This window comes from Prevotella sp. oral taxon 475 (genome assembly GCF_018127805.1).
Classification (GTDB): domain Bacteria; phylum Bacteroidota; class Bacteroidia; order Bacteroidales; family Bacteroidaceae; genus Prevotella.
Genome location: NZ_CP072334.1, coordinates 1,406,440 through 1,425,266 on the forward strand (window position 1 = coordinate 1,406,440; position 18,827 = coordinate 1,425,266).

Here is an 18,827-nt window from a genome sequence, read left to right on the forward strand (position 1 = left end):
AAGCATGAAGATATTACTCTTAGGCAGTGGCGGTCGAGAGCATGCCCTGGCTTGGAAGATAGCCCAAAGTCCGAAAGTAGACAAGCTGTTCATCGCTCCAGGAAACCCAGGAACAGCGGAAGTGGGCGAAAACATTGCCATCAGCGTGAATGATTTTGAAGCCTTAAAACGTTTTGCACTCGACAACGACGTGCAAATGGTGGTGGTAGGTCCGGAAGATCCGTTGGTGAATGGTATTTACGATGCGTTCAAAAACGATCCGCAAACGGTCCATATCCCCGTCATCGGTCCTTCACACAAGGGGGCAATGCTCGAGGGGAGCAAAGACTTTGCTAAGGCTTTCATGGCCCGTCACAACATCCCCACGGCACGTTATCTCACCGTTACAGCACAAAATATCGACGAGGGAGAGGCTTTTCTCGAAAAACTCAAGGCACCCTACGTATTGAAAGCTGACGGACTTTGCGCTGGAAAGGGTGTTCTCATCCTGTCGACTCTCGAGCAGGCCAAGAGCGAACTGCACAAGATGCTCGGCGGAATGTTCGGCAATGCCTCGGCCTCAGTCGTGGTAGAAGAGTTTCTCTGCGGAACGGAATGTTCTGTTTTTATACTCACCGATGGTAAAGACTATCGCATTCTGCCCGAAGCAAAAGACTATAAACGCATCGGCGAGCACGACACCGGCCTGAACACAGGCGGTATGGGCAGCGTGAGTCCCGTTCCGTTTGCTACCCCGGAATGGATGCAAAAAGTAGAAAACCAGATTATCCGCCCTACAGTAGAGGGATTGGCAGCTGAAGGCATTGATTACAAAGGATTTATTTTCTTCGGACTTATCAACGTGTCCGGCGAGCCGATGGTGATCGAATACAATTGTCGCATGGGCGACCCGGAAACCGAAAGCGTGATGTTGCGTCTGAAGAGTGATCTGGTGGATCTCTTCGAAGGAGTTGCTCAGGGCAATCTTTCCTCTCGGGAGATTGTCTTTGACCCTCGTGCAGCAGTTTCTGTGATGCTCGTGAGCGGTGGTTATCCGCAGGAATACCAAAAAGGTTATCCTATCTCGGGCCTTGAGGCCATCGAGGGTAGCATTCTTTTTCACAGCGGAACGACTCTCAACGGTCGGCAGCTTGTGACAAATGGTGGTCGGGTGTTGGCTGTGAGCTCTTATGGAGAAAACCGGAGTAAGGCTCTACAAAGGAGCTTTGAGACAGCTAATGCCATCCAATTCAGCGGAAAATATTTCCGTCGCGACATCGGACAAGACCTCTAAAGCATCGATAGAATATTCTACCCGGGCCAATGGCCTCGTCTTATGAAAGTAGAATATATCCTGCTGCATTAAAATAAGGATGAGCACAAAAAGATTACAGAACAGGATAGCAGAAAGCCGAATAGCCCTACCTATAACCGCCGTTTATGTCTTGACGGTGTACATGGCGGCAGGACTATTCAGGAACGATCTTTGGTTGCCGTTTATCAGTTTGGGTTTCTCGACTTATCTCATGGTCGAACTCAACAACCAAAACGCTCTGTTGCGGGTTTACAGCCGGATGGTGTCGTGTGTGTTCCTCGTGTTTGTCTCGCTGGCAGGTCGTCAACTCCTCTCCACCGAAGCCTCGGTGGTACTGGTGAGTCTAGCGGCCTACTATCTCATTGTATTCAATGCCTACCAAAACCGCTCGGCCACGGCTATTACCTTTTATGCATTCCTGTGCATCGGCATCGCTTCTACGGTATTTGTACAGATACTCTTTCTTGTACCCGTGCTTTGGATTCTCCATGCCAGTAAAGTTTTGGCAATGAGCTATCGAACGTTTTGGGCATCGGTCCTGGGTCTTGTGGCACCCTATTGGTTCACTGTAGGCTATTACATTTACGAAGATCGGATGGTCGATTTCATCACGCACTTTACAGCCCTTGCTCGGTTCCAACCGCCGTTTGAATATCCGACTGTGAGTTGTGAGCAATGGCTCACTGTAGGCTATCTTGCGATCGTTTCGCTCATTGGGATAGGACATTACCTGCGCAGTAGTCGTAACGATAAGATTCGCACTCGCATGATTTACGAAATGTTCATAGTAATCAACCTCTCCATCTTGCTCTTCATGGCCCTGCAACCGCAACATGTGAATCATCTGTTGCCCGCACTCATCGTTACCTCCTCACCTATTGTGGCCCATTTCATCACTCTTACCCGAACCGCTTTCACCAACATCGTCTTTTCTTTGATATGGATGTCGGCTATTATTCTCACCGTTTACAATCTATGGATGCAATCATAGCCCTACTCATTCAATACGGATATGGAGGAATGTTTCTTTCGGCCGTACTTGCCGGCAGCGTCATTCCCTTCAGTAGCGAAGCCGTAATGCTAGGCTTGCAGGCTGCTGGACTCTCGCCATGGCCGCTCATCCTCTATGGAACAGTAGGTAATGTCATGGGCGGAATGATTAATTACGGCGTAGGTCGATTGGGCCGAACCGACTGGATAGAACGCTATCTCCACGTTAAACCCGAGAAACTACATCGTGCCGAACGATTCATGGCCGGTCGTGGAGCCTGGATGGGTTTCTTTGCCTTCCTGCCTATTCTCGGCAGTGCCATCACAGTAGTATTGGGACTGATGCGTGCCAACGTCGGTATTACCCTCGTGAGTATGACCTTCGGTAAATTCATCCGTTTTGCTTTGTTGGTATTCGGAGCCAGTTTATTTTTTTAGAATTTATGAAGAAAAACAATATATCTCTCCTGTTCGTTCTTGTAGTGATGTTGTTCAGTGCCTGTACCCCACAAAAGAAAGGATTGAATCGCACGCTCACCGTCACCATCGAGCCTCTGCGCTACTTCACCGAAGCGATTGCCGGCAATCGCTTCCGGGTTCAAACGATGGTTCCCAAGGGAGGTAATCCCGAGACCTACGAACCCACCGTGCAGCAGATGATGCAACTCTCACACAGCGACCTCTACATCAAGGTAGGCAGTATCGGATTCGAACAGACCTGGATGAAAAAGCTTGAAGCGAACGCACCGCACACCATCATCGTCGACTCTTCCGAGGGTATCATCCCACAGGAGAGTGCTCACGGCATCGTTGATCCACACACCTGGATGAGTTGTCAGAACGCTCTACTCATGGCACAGAACATCTACAAAGCTCTTGTCCGAATCGACAAGGAAGACAGCCTCTATTTCAAGACCAACTTAGAGCAACTCACAGCCCAAATCAGAGCCACCAACACGCGTATCTGCGAGAGTTTGACGAAAGACAAGTGCCGGTCCTTTCTCATCTATCATCCCGTACTCACCTATTACGCCCGCGAGTATCGTCTACAACAACTGTACATTGAAGACGAGGGGCGCGAACCCTCGGCCGCACAACTCGGCAAGATCATCGCCACGGCCAAGTCCCAAGGCGTAAGGGTATTGTTCGTGCAGCGCGAGTTTGCCAATCGAAACGCCACCATTGTGGCCCGGAGCGTGGGGGCAGAGATAGTAGACTTTAATCCGTTGGGCTACAACTGGCCGGAGGAGATGATCAAAGTAGCCAAATCATTGAAGTAAAGGAGATACGGCAATGGTTCTTCACCAACATACAGACACCCACAAGTATTCAGATTCTCATCCGCCTACAGATGCTGGCGAACATGGGAATACTTACGAACAAAGAACTTTCCACAGGCAGCCGACGACCGATCGTCAACCCATCATCCGCCTCAACGACATCACCGCAGGCTATGAAGACAAGGTAGCACTGGAGAATGTGTCGCTGGAGATTTTCGACCACGACTTTCTCGGCGTCATCGGTCCCAACGGCGGTGGTAAGACCACTCTCATGCGCATCATCCTCGGTATGCTCAAGCCCTTCTCGGGTCAGGTGTCTTACTATCGCAACGGTAGATCCGTACCCGAACTAACCATCGGTTACCTACCCCAGTATAACGACATCGATCGGCAATTCCCCATCTCCGTCTCCGAGGTCGTACTCTCGGGCTTGAGTCGTCAAACACCCCTCTTCGCACCTTTCACCAAAGAGCATCATCAAAGGGTGAACGAAACGCTTCGTCGCATCGACATGGAAGATTTCGCTCATCGCCCCATCGGATCGCTCAGCGGCGGACAACTGCAACGCGTACTCCTGGCCCGGGCCATCGTTTCGCGCCCCGAGGTAGTGGTACTTGATGAGCCCAACACCTACATCGACAAGCGTTTTCAAGAGCAGATGTACCAAATGCTTGACACCATCAATCACGACTGTGCCATCATCATCGTGAGTCACGACGTAGGTACCATCCTGCAAAACGTGAAAGAGGTGGCCTGCGTAAATCGCACGCTGCATTACCACAACAGCACAGAGATTCCGAATAGCGAACTGCGTGAGCATTTCGGTTGTCCCATCGAACTGCTCGGGCATGGCGACATGCCACACCGGGTTCTCAAAAGCCACGACGACTGATCCCCTTCTGCTTCCTCACCCAAGACAGCTTTAAAATCTTATCGGAGTTATATTCCTCTCCCGTGGATGAAACGTAAAACGTATAAGAAAAAGGAGGATGTATCATAATTCTTGATGGTACATTCTCCTCTTTCTTTTTGTATCTCTTTCCATACCGCAGTTTGGAAGGCAAAAGAGATTTTGATACCGAAAATCTCGGATTTTGAGTAGCAAAAAAGTTTTTGATGCACAGAATCTCAGATTTTCGTGTAGAAAAAAGTTTTTGATGCACAGAATCTCGGATTTTCGTGCAGAAAAAAGATTTTGATGCACAGAATCTCGGATTTTCGTGCAGAAAAAAGATTTTGATGCACAGAATCTCGGATTTTGGAGCAGAAAAAAGATTTTGATGCACAGAATCTCGGATTTTCATGCAGAAAAAAGATTTTAATGCCGAAAACCTCAGGTTCTGGAGTAAAAAAGAGATTTTGATACCGAAAATCTCAGATTTTGGGGTAGAAAAAAGATTTTCATGCACAAAATGCTGCAGTCGATGAGAGAATCAAGGTTGAGCGAACAATGATATAAAAGAAGAAAGGGCGTATCAGAAATTTGATACGCCCTGAAAATAGATAAAAGAATCGTCAATCCTCCTACGATCAATACTTTACGAAGGGACGGAGAGTGGCACCATTTTTAAACCAATGAAGAAATGTACGATTACTATCACCGATTCCAGTATAACTCCAATTGATAGTATAGATAATGGTTCCATAATCTCCGGGAGGAGCCATCGGTGACAAGTTATGCTCAAATTCATTGGATGTGGTGTAATCTATATAAGTATTTACACCCGAATCATCATTATGCAATTTGTCACCACCTACAGAGGTAAAAGCAATATTGGCTAAGGGACCGTAGAACTGACTATAAGGACCACCTTGAAATCCGAGGACTCGGATATTGTCCCAATCGCTTACCGATGGCAGATACCATTTCAGGGCTGGCGTACCGGTATAGGTAACACCAGGATCATATTCGGCCGCATTCTTGAAGGCAGGGAAATAGCTATTCTGTCCTTTCACTTTGTTTCCCGATACATTGGATGTGCTATAGGTAGGATCCCAGGTTTCGTCTAATCCACTTGTGGCACCACTTTCTCCCTTACTAAAATCATCGGGATTATTAGCAGTATGCGTATTGTGCTGCACAAAAACATCGCTATCTGGATCCTTGCTCCAATTGTATCCGCCGAATGAATTCTCGTCTCCCTTCCCCAATGGAACATTCTTCAGAGCTACAGCCATGTGGGCACCACGACTCAAAACCACAGCAATGGGTGTCTTTGCTGTTGCAGCAGGTGCACCACCATACACGGTAGAGGTGATGATGTCGACAGACCCATCGCTCATCAGGTAGAGAAAACGAAACATCAGGTTGACATTCAAGATATAGGAACCATTCTGTTCCAATTGAAGTGGCGTTTGAGGATTAAATGTAAAACTGTTGCCTGAAAGATTGGTCCTATAAATCTGCCCTCCGGAAAAGGCAATTTTCAGTTTCGACACATCCGTACCAGGTATAAAGGCCGTCTCTTCCTTGCTAAGGTAGGTATAGGTTTCTCGATATTGAGACATCGGCCAATAAGGGAATTGATCGACAAAGGTTTGCGATGCTGAAAAATTTTCTCCAGCTCCAGACGTCCAAGTGTCTGCAACGGCATCATAAACGGCCGAACCGGGCACATCCGTGGCATTGATTGCTTGAAGAGCTGCCGCAGCCGAGAATCGCATGTAGCCGGTCAACTTCATCTTCACTTTGGCACCAGCATGCTTCATCGAGAAAGAGACATTCTGCTTTTTTGGCGAGGGGTTGATGGTTTGTGTGGTGCGTCCGATAAGAGCTTCGGCCGCATTGGCACGCAAGACGGTAAGTTGGTTGCCGTTACGAGTCACCCGGTTGTTGTAAAGCACAAATAAGTAGGTTCCTGGAGCCAGCTGAATATCTTTATTGGCAGACATTGGAATGAACTTACTACTCAACACCCGCCCTGTGAGTTCACCGCGAAAGGTGTGTGGTGATGCCGCATCAAAGGCCGCCATGGTGTAGATGCCATCAGCCAGTGCACGGGTTTCTGCCGCCAAGTTGGTTTGTGCGGTGTCGCGACGAAGTGTCATCTGTGCCAGTACACCATTCCCTAGGTCTACAATGCGCTCGTGCACTACTGTGTCTTGTTTTGTATTGCGCGTCACAGAAATATCCTGATCCGCATTGAATCCAGCAAAATCGACATTGAATTCAACGGACTGGGTTAGATTCAGTACTTCATCTTCACTTATTTTGTCATTGTTGCAGGCCACAGCTAATAATAGCAGTGCGCCTCCCAACGCGAAAGATTTATATTTGTTTGTCTTCATTATTTTGTTCTTTTGATGTTTATCAATTCTCATTACTTTACTCATTACTTATACTACTTATTATTTACTCATCCAGAAATTCTTCTTCCTCCCAAAAACCTTCCTTGGCAGGAAAACTGTTACTGGGATCGCCGAAGTAGATATTACCCATATCTTTCTCTCCTTTATCATCCCAATTCCCCTGTTGCGAAGGAGTTGCCGGATTAGGACGTACTGATACACAGATGAAACTCTCGTGTTCTACGTTCAACATCTCACATCGTGGTGCGAGATACACTTGTTTGATTGCTTGATTTCTCTCCATAATTTGAACTTGTTTTTATAGTGAAAATATAATAGAAGCATAACTTAATTTCTTTTCTGCCAGGACAGAGAAGAACACAAAAAACTGCAAAGAGATTCACTGAGGAATCCCTTTGCAGGTAATGTTTTGCGACGCTTCGCGCGCGCGTAGGAAAAAGGTGAAAAAGTCTTACACTACAATAGGTGCGAATATTGTGTGTGTGTGTGTGTGTGTGTGTGTGTGTGTGTGTAAGGTAGTCATTTTTTTAGAGACCACCAAACAATCGGCGTTAAAAGATATTGAAAAGTTCGCACCCTTCTGCCATACTACATCTTTAATATATGCCCGACACATTCTTTAATTCATCTATTTTTTATTATTCTATCTAAGGGCTCTGTCTTTACTTCCCTAATGAAAGGAAAAGTAAATGGACAAGGCCATTAAAACGACGGCAAAGATAATACAAACTTTCGGTTTCACCAAAAGTTCCTAAATCTTTGTCTCAAGCAAAAATGACAGATTACTCTTCCAAACCTTGAAATACAAATCTTTATTACGCAGGAAAATACGGCTATAGGCGGAATCCCTTACAAGGGTATCGGTCCTCCTTACCAACTCGCTTGACAAACGAATTGGAGAGAGGCATAGAACTCGGCACCTAAGAGATAGACGAGAAGGAGTGGGAGAGTGCGACTGATGCCAACTGTAAGACAGCGACAAACGGAAAGCAGAGTGCGTAGACGACCGCTAACCAGTCCGAAGGTGACAGACAACAGACAGACGGAGAGACAGAGCAGAGGTAGAAGACTCTGAGAGATACTGCTGGGATAGAGCCGCCCCGTGACGCCTAAGAGGATGGCATGAGGAAGGAGCGTGAAGAGAAGCAAAATGACGATGAGGACTATCAACTCTGACAGGACGGCAGTGAGACCGACCTTTTCCCAAAAAGAAAGGTTGCCTCGTTTGCCGACGACATCGCTCAAGCCACTGAACTGCACAGCTCCATAAGCCATACTGAGGAGCAGAATCCAAAGCAATGGAGAACCAGAAAGATTAACCGAGAGACTACCGACAAACCATCGGATGCCTTCTGCACTGAGAAGCGAACGCATGGCCCAGTCGGGTTTAACGGCACTCACTGTCCACGAGCCAAAGACGAGAAGCGTTTGCAGTACGAGGATGAGAAGCGAGAGCCAGGCCGCCCATCTTTCAAATCGAGATTGGAATGTGTAGGGAGGGTTATTCATTGTCGGGTTCGATGTTGTCGATATCTAATATCCGCAGCTCAAAGGCCCGGACAACAAGCCGAGTGGCATTGACGCCCATTCGTCCGTTGCCGTGTGGAAAGAGTTTCGACACCAATTCGTTTTGCCGTTTCTCCAAACTCTTTACGCCAAAAGGCATACCTCGCAGATTGGTGATTTGCTCTTTGGTGTAGCCCAGGGCGAGATGACGCAGAAAACGTTCGTCATATTCATCTATCTCGTAGTTGATAAAGGCCTCTTGACGGTAGATTTGATTGCTGACCACCTGTTTAAATTTATCAACGAGCTTTTCGAGAATAGGCTGATTGAAGACCAATCGTTTGCCATTCATTACGCTGGCCACATCTCCTCGGGTGAGTAATTCACCGCTTTTGAGAATGATTCCGTCGCATCCGGCGTCGAGAACATCGAGCCAGAGTTTCTCGTTAAGAATCTCGCCGGTGAAGATGAGCACCTTGACAGCAGGATATTGCTCCTTGGTGTGCCTGCAAATCTCTACGCCGATGGTGGTAGAACCACCCAGGCCCAGGTCAAGAAGAACGAGATCGGGCAATTCCTGTTTAAGGAGTTTCCAGTAAGCAGGTTCGGTATCGGCAGTACCGATGATGGTGGCTTCGGGAATATCGTTTCTGAAAATGCCCTCTGTGCCTTTCAGTTCCAACGGAACGTCTTCAACGATGATTACTTTGAATGGATTCATATCTTTGTTCTTTTTATTTTATCGGTTTGGTCACGCTTTGGGTAAGGTCAGTTCTATTCGGGTGCGACCTTGCAAATTGTAAGCGAAGGCTCCGCATCCGCGGGCACTGGTCATCTCGCCGGTGTCTCTCACAATCTGCCTACAGACGTAGAATTGCAAATTGCCAGTGGTGGGCGAGAAGAGTTGTCGGCATTCCTCGTCGGTAAAGACTGTACCAGGGAAAAACATTGAAAGTTTGATATACTGCTGGTCTTTCACTTCAACGTCGAGAATAGGGGCATATTGTGCCAACAACCCGTACAGCAACGAGAAGAGATAGCGAAGAAGGTCTTCATCACCCATCACCTGTAAGGGTTCTTTTGGGTTCTCTTTTATCTGAAATCTACCCAGTAGCGACAGCAAAGAAAGCGGTCTACAGGTATGCCTTATCTCTTCCAACTGCCTCATAGCCTGCGCACTGAGCAGCATGTAGAGATCTTTGTAATAGTCTACCAATTCGGTCATACCATGCAAATCCTCATCTCTGTCATCAATCAATTGCCGAATACGCGAAGGATAATACATTGTTTCGTGCTTCAAAGCACTTAGACAATTGTCAAGAACACTATTGTTGACATGCAGTTGATCGTTTTCGTTTTCTATCCGATGCAGTTCATCTTCAGCCAGTTCGATGTTCTCCTCTCTATGTTTTTCCAGGTCGACACTTTTCTTGAGCACATCTCTTATCTGATAGACCACGGCATTGAGCGAGCTGAACTGTGTATTTTCCCGATAATATTTATCCATCGATTTGAGAATATGTTCGATAGAATCCAACTTCTTTTGCGACGTATCGGCATTTAAAACAATTTTGTTGATGTCTTTGATTCTTTCTACATAGGCCCGATACATCATAAAATGACGATAGAAAAGTAGATAATAGGCCGGAAAAAGCATGAGAAGAAGGATCACCAGGATGATGATCGTGACAGTCTTGTTGGTTTCCGACTGCTGCATCCTCACCACATATTCTCTTAGGGTACCGTCGGCCGACCGTTCTTTAAACAAGCGTGTATACACCTCGTTGTTGTAGTGATATAAGGCCCATTTGTGCAAGGCCAAGGCCGCAATGGCACTCTCGTTACGAATATCGAGGATGATATTGAAGTTGGTTTCCAAACCGTCGTGCAACCATTGAATCTCTGCAGGTATGCCTACCGACTGCGAATAGGGCACCATCAGAGCCTTACCTCCAGGATGATGCATTTTGTATACTCGATTCAGCACCTCGATACAACTGTCTGCATATAGCAGAGCCTCTTTGTATTGCCCGTTGATATTGGCAAAATAGGCGCGATTGGCAAAGACGTCAGCATTTTTGAGATATTTGCCCGACGGTGTGTTATTCTGAATCTGCTCTTGAATTTTATTCCTGTTTTCCACCTTCTGCTCGGCAACTGCACGCATTGGGAGAAGCAACAGCAAAGCACCCAATCCGTAAATAACACCTTTGGGAAGTCGAAAACTAAAGCAACTGCCCTTTCCCTGTTCACTTTTCACCGAGATCGTGCAACCGCTGAATATATTGCTGATTTTCCGATACTTGTCGATGATGCCCTTACAGTTCATCAAACCGAATCCATGAGACGTCTGTACATCTTGAGAAGTAGAGTTGACCACCTTGCGTTCAAACAGATGTGTCACCTCCTCCTCGCTCATTCCGATGCCATTGTCGGCAATAGAAATCTCCACATATCCGTTTTCGAGGGCCTGTGCACATAAGCGGACGGTTCCGCCCTGAGGAGTAAACTTGCGGGCGTTGTCTGCCAGAGTATTGATCATGAAAAGCGTCAACGTCCGGTCGGCCTTCACCACTTCCTCTGTCGGTTCTACCAGCAGTTGAATCCCTTTAAGGTTGAATCCCATCCGGCCCTTCCACACAATATCGAAGAGCGACTGCAACGCGATGCTTTCTATGTGTAGGTTGAGTTCACCCTGACGCATCTGAATCCAGTGGGTCAGAATATCGTTATAATCTCTTATTTTATCGGTCAGTTCTGCAATGTAAGCATACCGCTCGTTTCGCACCTCCTCTGCTTCCCGAGAGGCGTCTAAACGATGTATTTCGTGCCGCATCCGGTCGATAAAAGGGATGACCGAATTGGCCAACGACACCTTAGCGCGCTGCTCTTCATTCTTTTTCTTGTTCTCGGCCACATGAATTCGCGCCACGTCCTGTTGTTCGTGCAATTCTTCAAAAAGTTCATTCAGCTCTTCGATGTGCTTTGCATTCAGGCTTTCCCATCTTCTCAGCGGTTCCAGCATTTGGTCGGAAGAGAACTTTTTATTCTGTTTGTTTCTCATATAATTGAAAACAAACAATAAGAAAACCACCAAGACAATCATCCCCGCAACAGCGGCGAGCATACTGTTGAGCTGTAAAGAATAGCGGTCGAGCTGTTCTGCCCGTGCCTCCTGTCGCCGGTCTTGCCGTGTTTGCTTTTGTATGTCTAAGTAGGCATTGCGATTTTCATCGCTCCGACTCTTCACATTCATGGCCGAATAGACCAAACTGAGTTGCTCGCAGATAGAAGCCACGAGATCGGGAGCCTTTCTGATGGCCGAGTTTTTATACAGCGCGTTTTGCAAACAGAACAAGGCCGACTTGTAATCGGCAAGATTCCAGTAGCAGGAGGCCAACGTTCGGTAGGCACCGGCTGTTTGATACACATCGCCATACTTGGAAAACAACTCTAAGGAACGCTGTGCCAAATTACCGGCCAACAGACTATCGGGCATGTGATCAGTATTCAAGATGGTAAAAGCGGCCGAATTATTCTTTGCCAAGAGCCTTCGTTGCTGCCCATCGTTGAGATGTTCGCTAATGGCCTGCATAGAATTGGCCTCCCAATAAGGATAATTGTTTTGCAGGGCTGCCATATAACACCGAAAGAGATACTCGAATTCGTGCTGATAGATTTCCGCTTTGGTAGAGGCCGTCACCAAACTTCCTGCTCCCACATTGTAGAGATAGCTCAACCACTGTGCCGTGTCCTGTTGTATCTCTCCTTTGAGAGAGATGTTTTGCAGTTCTTTTACCGACTTGTCTGGCAGTCCGATGTAGTAGAAATAGACAGAGGCAACAATAAAGAGTTCGCTCTCTGCATAAATCATTCTTTTGCGCAGGCGTTGCGAGAGATTGTCGTATTCTTCGTTGATACGATTCAACCGCCTCATGGCCCGCTCCCGATGGTTATAAAAATCTTTGTTGTGCGATTGTCGTTGGCAGAGTCTCATCAGTTGCACATCCGAGACCAGGAGTTCTACTTGATTATCGGTGACACGCTGAACCTGGGTCAACTGCCTGAGGGCCTTTCCATAATCCATCTTCGCAATCGACACAAAGGCCAGATTGTTCAAAGCCTCAGCCTGTCCGTCGGCATAGTAGGCCGATTCTTTCAAGGCTCGCTCGGCATACACCCGCGTAGAATCGAGATTGCGGTAATGATAAGAATAAGAAACAGAATTCAGCCTATCTACCTGCTCTGAGCCTCGTTCTGAGCAAGCCAAGCAGCTAACCGCCGCCCCTATAGCTATCATCATTTTGATGGCACGCATGGGCATCTTGATATCTGAATTCTATTTCGGTTTTGCAAAAGCTTAGCTTTTGCCATTCAAAAGCTAAGAGTTGGGAATGCAAAAGCTAAGAGATGGACACTCAAAAGCTAAGAGATTGCAAACGGGCAATGTATTTCCCGATAATGTCGAACTCTAAGTTCACTACGCTGTCCATCTGCATATCGCAGAAGTTGGTGTTGGTCTTGGTGTAGGGAATGATGGCCACCTTGAAGCTGTTTTCCTGCGGTTCGCAAACGGTGAGCGACACGCCGTTTACTGTCACCGAGCCTTTGTCTACCGTGAAATATCCGCGTCGGGCCATTTCCGGGTCGAAGGCATATTCGAAGGTGTAATAGGTAGACCCTTCTGCATCTTCCACGCCCACGCATCGAGCTGTGGTATCGACGTGTCCCTGCACGATGTGTCCGTCCAGTCTACCGTTCATACGCATGGATCGTTCCACGTTCACTTTGTCGCCAATGTTCAGACGCCCAAGATTCGATTTGAGTAGCGTTTCTTTCATCGCCGTGACGGTGTAGGTGTCGCCTTGAATCTCTACGACGGTGAGGCAAACACCGTTGTGGGCTACGCTTTGGTCGATTTGCAGTTCGGAGGTGAACGAACAGCGTAATGTAAAATCGATATTCTCGTCTGTCTTTTTGGTGGTCACCAATATGGCCATTTCTTCTACAATTCCGGAAAACATTGTTTTGTTTTATTTAAGTTGAACTGGGTTTGTTCGCATTGAAAACGAACCGCGCCAATGCTTTGAAAGCAAAACAGGCAGGAACCAATATCCTGCCTGTGATGAGAAAAGGGGCGTACCGACGATGTGATGAAAACTCTGAGCTATACATGATTTGAGAGTTCTCCGCCTTTGTAATCCACCGGCTTTGCAGCTAACTTCTTCCGAAGTTTGTGGCCCGCCATTAGCAAAAGAAATCTTCTCGGTTTTCGATTTTATTTTGAAGAGTACCCCAATCTATCGATACAACCCCTATACTTATGGCATTTTTGTGCTGCAAAGGTAAGCGATTCTCTCCGTTCGGCCAAAAAAATAACCTTTGAAATCAATCCTCTTGCATCTCCGTAGAGGCGATTGAGGCTTGATAAAGGGCATCGAACTTCTCACGCAACAGCGTTCTGTCGGCAATGATGTTTCGGATCTCGTTCAGGGCCAACTCATTGGGCGAACCGGGAATCCATAACTTGATGTAGCCGTTGTCGGCGTATTTGTTTTCCATGTGTTCGACAAATCGGAGCCACTGTTCTTCTTTATCTTTCTCGGGATAATGGTCGAGCCCGTAGGCTACGGTGCGTGTGAAGACAATGTCGGGTTCGAGATCGCGGTCGGCTTCGGCCACAATCTTTCCGTAGATGCTGCGAGGCGCGTGCGAGGTGGAGGCGCGATGATCTTCTACTGCCTCTTTCATCACCTTGAGTTGCTGGGGGGAGAACCATCGCCTGAGACGAACATCGGACGCGAGAATCTTACCGCTCGTGAGATGATGAATGGCTCGCGGGCCTTCGAGTCCTAAGTCGTGATAGGCTGCGATGATGTAAGCCATATTGGTGTCGGCTCCTATTCGTTGAGCCAATTCCAACGATCGCTTGATCACTCGTAAGGCATGCGACAGGTTGTGGGCTTTATCAAAATGATTATAACGGGGGAGGATGTTTTGCTCGACAAACTCCATGAGATCGAGCTGAACGGTAGACGTTGCCATAAATATAGATATATCGGTGTGAGAAATCCTTATGCAAAGGTAACGTATCAGCAGCAGAATCTACCGATTAATGCTTAATTTTGCAGTCGTCTGTACACCGTACAGGCATCCGCAAGAACAAAATCAGAAGGAAGATGAAAAAGAATGTCTGCGTAGAAACGAATTCGTGTCGGGCCTGGATATTGGCTTCCCGTCCCAAGACGCTTGTCGGAGCGGCGGTGCCGGTGATGGTGGGCGTGGCCTTTGCTGTGTTGCACGGTGGAGGAATGGTGAGGATGGAAGCAGCGGTTTGCTGCTTGCTCTTTGCGCTGGTGATGCAAATCGATGCCAATTTTGTGAACGACTATTTCGATTTTATCAAAGGTCGTGACGATGAACGCCGACTGGGCCCACGTCGTGCCTGCTCGCAAGGCTGGATAACGGCACAGCGAATGCGTCAGGCACTCTTCCTTACCACATTGCTGGCCTGCCTTTCCGGGTTGCCATTGGTCTATTATGGAGGTTGGGTGACTCTTGCTATCGGTGCTATTTGTGTACTTTTCTGCTTTCTCTACACCACTTGTCTTTCTTCGCGCGGACTGGGCGATGTGCTCGTTCTCGTCTTCTTTGGTTTAATTCCTGTCTATGCCACCTATTATTTATCTTTGCCTGCCGGCAGTCGTTCTTTCTCTTTTGAGGTGCTGACGGCTGCAATGGCCTGCGGATTGGTGATAGACACGCTTCTCCTTGTCAACAACTATCGCGACATCGACAACGACAGACGGGTGGGCAAACGCACCCTCGTGGTCTATCTCGGGCCTCGACTCTCACGCCGACTTTATCTCCTCGTGGGCTATTTGGCCTGCGCCATGGGGCTCGTTTTCGTGTTGCATGGCCATCTCTTGGCCTTTCTCCTGCCGCTGTTCTATCTCCCACTGCACACTCGCACTTATCGTTCGATGGTGCGTATCGACAGAGGTAAGGCTCTGAACAGGGTATTGGGCGATACGGCTAGAAACCTTTTTGTCTATGGGTTGCTGTTGGTCGCAGGTCTGTTATTGGACTCTTTTTGAGGCAAAATAAAATATTGAGGCACATCTTTTCACCCAGCGGCGGAAAAATAAATTATTTTGGCATCAAATGATACGCAGCGGCGGAATCGTAATTTATTTTGGCATGAAATGACACCCAGCGGAAGAGAAATAAATTATTTTGGCATCAAATGATCCGCAGCAGCGGAATCGTAATTTATTTTGGCATGAAATGACACTCAGCGGAGGAAAAATAAATTATTCTGGCATGTTTGAAGTTGAAAAGGCCCCCATCCATTATTTTTCCTCACCTCTCATATATCATTTCTTCGTCAACTCACGAACTTGTCAACAGGTTTCCTTCTCAAGTTGTTAACTTGTCAATACATCTCCTTATTTCCTTCTCGACCTTTCGATTGCCAAAATCTGAGATATTGTCGGGCCACTTTGAGGTAATCGTGGTGGTGTTTGACGTAGGCGATGCTCTGAGCTTTGAGAAGAGGGAGGCGTTCGGGATGACGAACGATGTCTTCCAGTTTTCGATAGACATCGGCCTCACAGGGCAAAACATTAATGATGGGTCGCAGTTCTTTCTCGCCCAGGATGTCATAGTTTTCAGGTTCGCCACCGCCTACGCAGACGATTCCTTTCGACATGGCCAGCAGAGGATTCATCGAAGGTGTGTAGCTATAGAGTTGGTCGAGGATGAGATCGCTGCCGTTCATCAGATGCTGGTACTGGACAAAGGGGACAGACTCGGCCTTCACCAATTCTACTTCTTCGGGGTATCGGCGGACAATCCGTTCGGCAGCGGCAAGCAGTACGTCGGTGCCTTTGTAGGCGTGACGTTGCTTATTGACACCGATGAAGATTCTTATTTTCCGTTTCGGCTCAAGAATAGGTGACGGAGCTAAGGGCAGACGAATGGGGAAGGGGATGAAAGTGGTTTTGTGAGGAAAGTTGGGACGATAGCAAACCCAGTATTCATAGAGTCCGGCAATAATGCCGTCGCAGTCTTCGGCGATGTATCGGTTCAGGCGTTCCTTCTCTGTTCCGACCCACTCACGCACCTCGGCCAAAGCCTCGAGGTTTGTTCTGAGGGTGGAACCAATGTTAAAGTCGCTGTATCGCAACGGGCGATTCTTGCGGCATTCGCTCACCCAGTAGTAATCCATTCCAAAAGCTCCGAGAAACACCTTGCCGTTGTTCCGCCGCAGATAGCGATAGAGGGGGAAGAGACGCTCTGCCTTGAGTTCGAAGAAGAGGGGGTTGATGAGCTGAACGATATCGTAACCACGCAGTCGGGGCACAGTGGTGGTGAGCTTTGCCAAAAAATGCAGCGTGCCAAGAAGACCGGTGGAGCGAGAAAGATCGATGTCGCGGGGATAGTTTTTCCAGAAATCACCGTTCGAAACGACCGTAACGTGGTGCCCGAGCCGACGCAATCCCTCGGCCAGCGTCCAATGCACGTTGCTGTATTCTCCTAACAAAAGTATTTTCATGAAGCAATGTGGGGCAGTAGCCGACAGAGCAACATTCTACCGATGGGCCGACTGCTGAGTCGGCGGAACCATTGGTATTTCTGCGTGTAGGCTTTATCGGGCAGCGGGAAAAGCCCCGCTTGGCGCAGACGGGCCACACTCTTCTCCAATTGATGCACCGATCGGGTTTGCAGGATGACGTTGTAGAGATAGTCCATCGTAAGCTGCGAAACACGGCGTTGCAGAGCTTCGCCGTCGACAAGCGGCCCACTGTGGGAGAGTCGGTTCAGACGAAGAATCACACTCTCAAGGTCTTTGAGCCGTTTCACCCTCGTTCGAATATCCCGCTTCTGCGTAATCGAATCTTTTCTCCTGCGATAGTAGTAGGCGTCGGCATTGGTGACGAACACTCGTTCGGCACGCAATAGAAGTTGGGGCGTGAACTCCTCGTCTTCATGATAAATGCCCTCTCGAAACCGCAGCTGGCCCAGTATCTGCCGCCGAAAGAGATAGCCCCAGGCGGCCGCACGCAGACTGTGATGGCGCAGATAGTTTGTGCCGTCCATAGGGCCATCGAAGCGCAGCGGTATGTTGCCCTTGGGATTCTCGGTGGAGTTGAAGAATACCAGATCGGGGGTTTCGTAACGCATGATGTCGAGGCAGTGTTCGTAGGGTGTGCGGATGAGGTAGTCGTCGGCATCGACAAACTGAATGTACTCGCCCCGACTGATGCGGAGACCGGTATTGCGGGCGTTGCTCAGTCCGCCGTTGCGTTGACGGATGTAGATCACCTCATCAAGCACGGGTCGCAGTAATTCGAGGGGTGAGCGTTCCGATCCGTCGTCCACGATGATGATTTCGCGTTCTTCTGGGCTCAGCGACAGAGCCAAAATGCTCTCAACACACTCGCGGAACATTTCCGTAGGAACGTTGTAGTAGGGAATGATGAAGCTAATCATGCGGTTGGTCTTCTATATCGGTAAAGCGCTTTGTTGATGCGGCAGAGCCAGGTCAGACTCAGCATTTTGATAACAGCGGCTTTGCATCTTGTCGTGAGGGAGAGCCCCCGGTAGAAAAGGGCGCCTAGAGGAAGCGGCTCGACGGGCAGAAGTATTTCGGAAAGGCCTAATCGAAAAACGTCCATCTGGATGTTGACCAAATGGAGATAATAGAGCGTCCGACTGCGCCTCGATGTTCCTTGCTGCGGAATATATTGCCGACGGATGAGCAGATGCCAGCACAAAAGTTGTCGAAGTTCGTTCGGACCAGCCGTAGCGGTAATGCCATGAGGATTTTTCCAGTAGAAGTAGAGTCCGCGGCCGATGGTGAAAATATTGCCCGAGGCTTGCAGCAGGCGGGCGGTGGTGATGGTGTCCTCAAAAATCTTACCTTTAGGAAAGCGGATATGCTGGAAGAGTTTTCGGCGATACACCTTATTCCAAGTATAGGCATGGAGATAGCCGCGATGTTCTGTCCAGTAGGCGGCGATATCGGTATGTCTTTGTTCAGGGAACGTGAGCAGGTGTTGGGTTGTATCTCCGTAGAAAACGAAGACAGGAAACTCTACGATGTTGTATTCGGGATGCCGGCGGAAGGCGAGTCGTACCTCTTCGAGGGTGTGGCACTCGAGTGTGTCGTCAGAGTCGACAAAGGCGATCAGTTCGCCCTGTGCATGTGCTAAGCCTGTGTTGCGGGCTTGGCTCAGTCCGCCATTAGACTGGTGAATCGTCCGAATCCGCGGGTCTCGCCTTGCCCATTCCTCGCAGAGTTGCGGACTGCGGTCGGTCGATCCGTCGTCGATGAGCAACACTTCATCATCGGTCATCGTCTGTCTCAGCACGCTCTCAAGACATCGGTCGAGCGTGCTTTCAGTGTTATAGACGGGAATGATGATGCTGATTTTCATACCGAA

Annotated in this window: 16 protein-coding genes; 6 read left to right on the forward strand and 10 right to left on the reverse strand. The window is 48.3% G+C overall.

Annotated elements, in window-relative coordinates; genetic code table 11:
- Positions 1-4: 4 nt before the first annotated feature.
- The 5 genes from purD to J5A66_RS05545 all read left to right on the forward strand — a co-directional run bounded on the left by purD (position 5) and on the right by J5A66_RS05545 (position 4,456).
- Positions 5-1,273 (forward strand): phosphoribosylamine--glycine ligase, encoded by a 1,269-nt coding sequence (purD, locus tag J5A66_RS05530; protein ID WP_211789681.1) that lies wholly within the window; start codon positions 5-7, stop codon positions 1,271-1,273.
- A 79-nt stretch (positions 1,274-1,352) separates the two neighbouring features.
- Positions 1,353-2,285: a hypothetical protein gene (locus tag J5A66_RS05535; protein WP_211789682.1), complete on the forward strand. Its 933-nt coding sequence runs from the start codon at positions 1,353-1,355 to the stop codon at positions 2,283-2,285.
- A complete protein-coding gene (locus tag J5A66_RS10180) occupies positions 2,270-2,722 on the forward strand; it encodes a YqaA family protein (protein WP_249109917.1) in 453 nt (150 codons plus the stop codon). Before J5A66_RS05535 ends, J5A66_RS10180 begins: the two co-directional genes overlap by 16 nt.
- Before the next feature lie 5 nt (positions 2,723-2,727).
- The gene (locus tag J5A66_RS10185; RefSeq protein WP_249109918.1) at positions 2,728-3,564 is read left to right on the forward strand and encodes a metal ABC transporter solute-binding protein, Zn/Mn family; all 837 of its coding nucleotides are present in this window, start codon (positions 2,728-2,730) and stop codon (positions 3,562-3,564) included.
- A gap of 13 nt (positions 3,565-3,577) precedes the next feature.
- Complete coding sequence (locus tag J5A66_RS05545) at positions 3,578-4,456, forward strand: metal ABC transporter ATP-binding protein (protein ID WP_211789683.1); 879 nt, start codon at positions 3,578-3,580, stop codon at positions 4,454-4,456.
- A gap of 638 nt (positions 4,457-5,094) precedes the next feature.
- Here the strand turns inward: J5A66_RS05545 and J5A66_RS05550 are convergent.
- The 7 genes from J5A66_RS05550 to J5A66_RS05580 all read right to left on the reverse strand — a co-directional run bounded on the left by J5A66_RS05550 (position 5,095) and on the right by J5A66_RS05580 (position 14,424).
- Complete coding sequence (locus J5A66_RS05550; protein ID WP_211789684.1) at positions 5,095-6,852, reverse strand: fimbrillin family protein; 1,758 nt, start codon at positions 6,850-6,852, stop codon at positions 5,095-5,097.
- Positions 6,853-6,916: 64 nt separating this feature from the next.
- Positions 6,917-7,156, reverse strand: a complete 240-nt coding sequence (locus tag J5A66_RS05555) for a hypothetical protein (RefSeq protein WP_249109919.1) — start codon at positions 7,154-7,156, stop codon at positions 6,917-6,919.
- Positions 7,157-7,743: 587 nt separating this feature from the next.
- Complete coding sequence (locus J5A66_RS05560) at positions 7,744-8,382, reverse strand: hypothetical protein (protein ID WP_211789685.1); 639 nt, start codon at positions 8,380-8,382, stop codon at positions 7,744-7,746.
- Positions 8,375-9,100 carry a DUF5932 domain-containing protein gene (locus J5A66_RS05565; protein WP_211789686.1) on the reverse strand — a complete coding sequence of 242 codons (726 nt, stop codon included), beginning with the start codon at positions 9,098-9,100 and terminating at the stop codon, positions 8,375-8,377. The genes J5A66_RS05560 and J5A66_RS05565 overlap by 8 nt, the downstream gene beginning before the upstream one ends.
- Positions 9,101-9,130: 30 nt before the next feature.
- Complete coding sequence (locus tag J5A66_RS05570; protein WP_249109920.1) at positions 9,131-12,682, reverse strand: DUF5112 domain-containing protein; 3,552 nt, start codon at positions 12,680-12,682, stop codon at positions 9,131-9,133.
- Positions 12,683-12,797: 115 nt separating this feature from the next.
- Entirely contained in the window at positions 12,798-13,403 is a 606-nt protein-coding gene (locus tag J5A66_RS05575) for a riboflavin synthase (protein ID WP_211789687.1), read from the reverse strand.
- A 364-nt stretch (positions 13,404-13,767) separates the two neighbouring features.
- Positions 13,768-14,424, reverse strand: a complete 657-nt coding sequence (locus J5A66_RS05580; protein ID WP_211789688.1) for an HD domain-containing protein — start codon at positions 14,422-14,424, stop codon at positions 13,768-13,770.
- Between the two features lie 134 nt (positions 14,425-14,558).
- On the opposite strand from J5A66_RS05580, the gene menA reads away from it, so the two are divergent.
- Positions 14,559-15,476 carry a 1,4-dihydroxy-2-naphthoate octaprenyltransferase gene (gene menA / locus J5A66_RS05585; RefSeq protein WP_211789689.1) on the forward strand — a complete coding sequence of 306 codons (918 nt, stop codon included), beginning with the start codon at positions 14,559-14,561 and terminating at the stop codon, positions 15,474-15,476.
- A 338-nt stretch (positions 15,477-15,814) separates the two neighbouring features.
- Here the strand turns inward: menA and J5A66_RS05590 are convergent, their stop codons facing one another.
- The 3 genes from J5A66_RS05590 to J5A66_RS05600 are packed head-to-tail and all read right to left on the reverse strand — an operon-like array spanning position 15,815 to position 18,821.
- On the reverse strand, positions 15,815-16,936 hold the full coding sequence (locus tag J5A66_RS05590) for a glycosyltransferase family 1 protein (protein ID WP_211789690.1): 1,122 nt from the start codon (positions 16,934-16,936) through the stop codon (positions 15,815-15,817).
- Entirely contained in the window at positions 16,933-17,874 is a 942-nt protein-coding gene (locus J5A66_RS05595; protein WP_211789691.1) for a glycosyltransferase, read from the reverse strand. Before J5A66_RS05595 ends, J5A66_RS05590 begins: the two co-directional genes overlap by 4 nt.
- Positions 17,871-18,821 carry a glycosyltransferase family A protein gene (locus J5A66_RS05600; RefSeq protein WP_211789692.1) on the reverse strand — a complete coding sequence of 317 codons (951 nt, stop codon included), beginning with the start codon at positions 18,819-18,821 and terminating at the stop codon, positions 17,871-17,873. The genes J5A66_RS05595 and J5A66_RS05600 overlap by 4 nt, the downstream gene beginning before the upstream one ends.
- Positions 18,822-18,827: the final 6 nt, after the last annotated feature.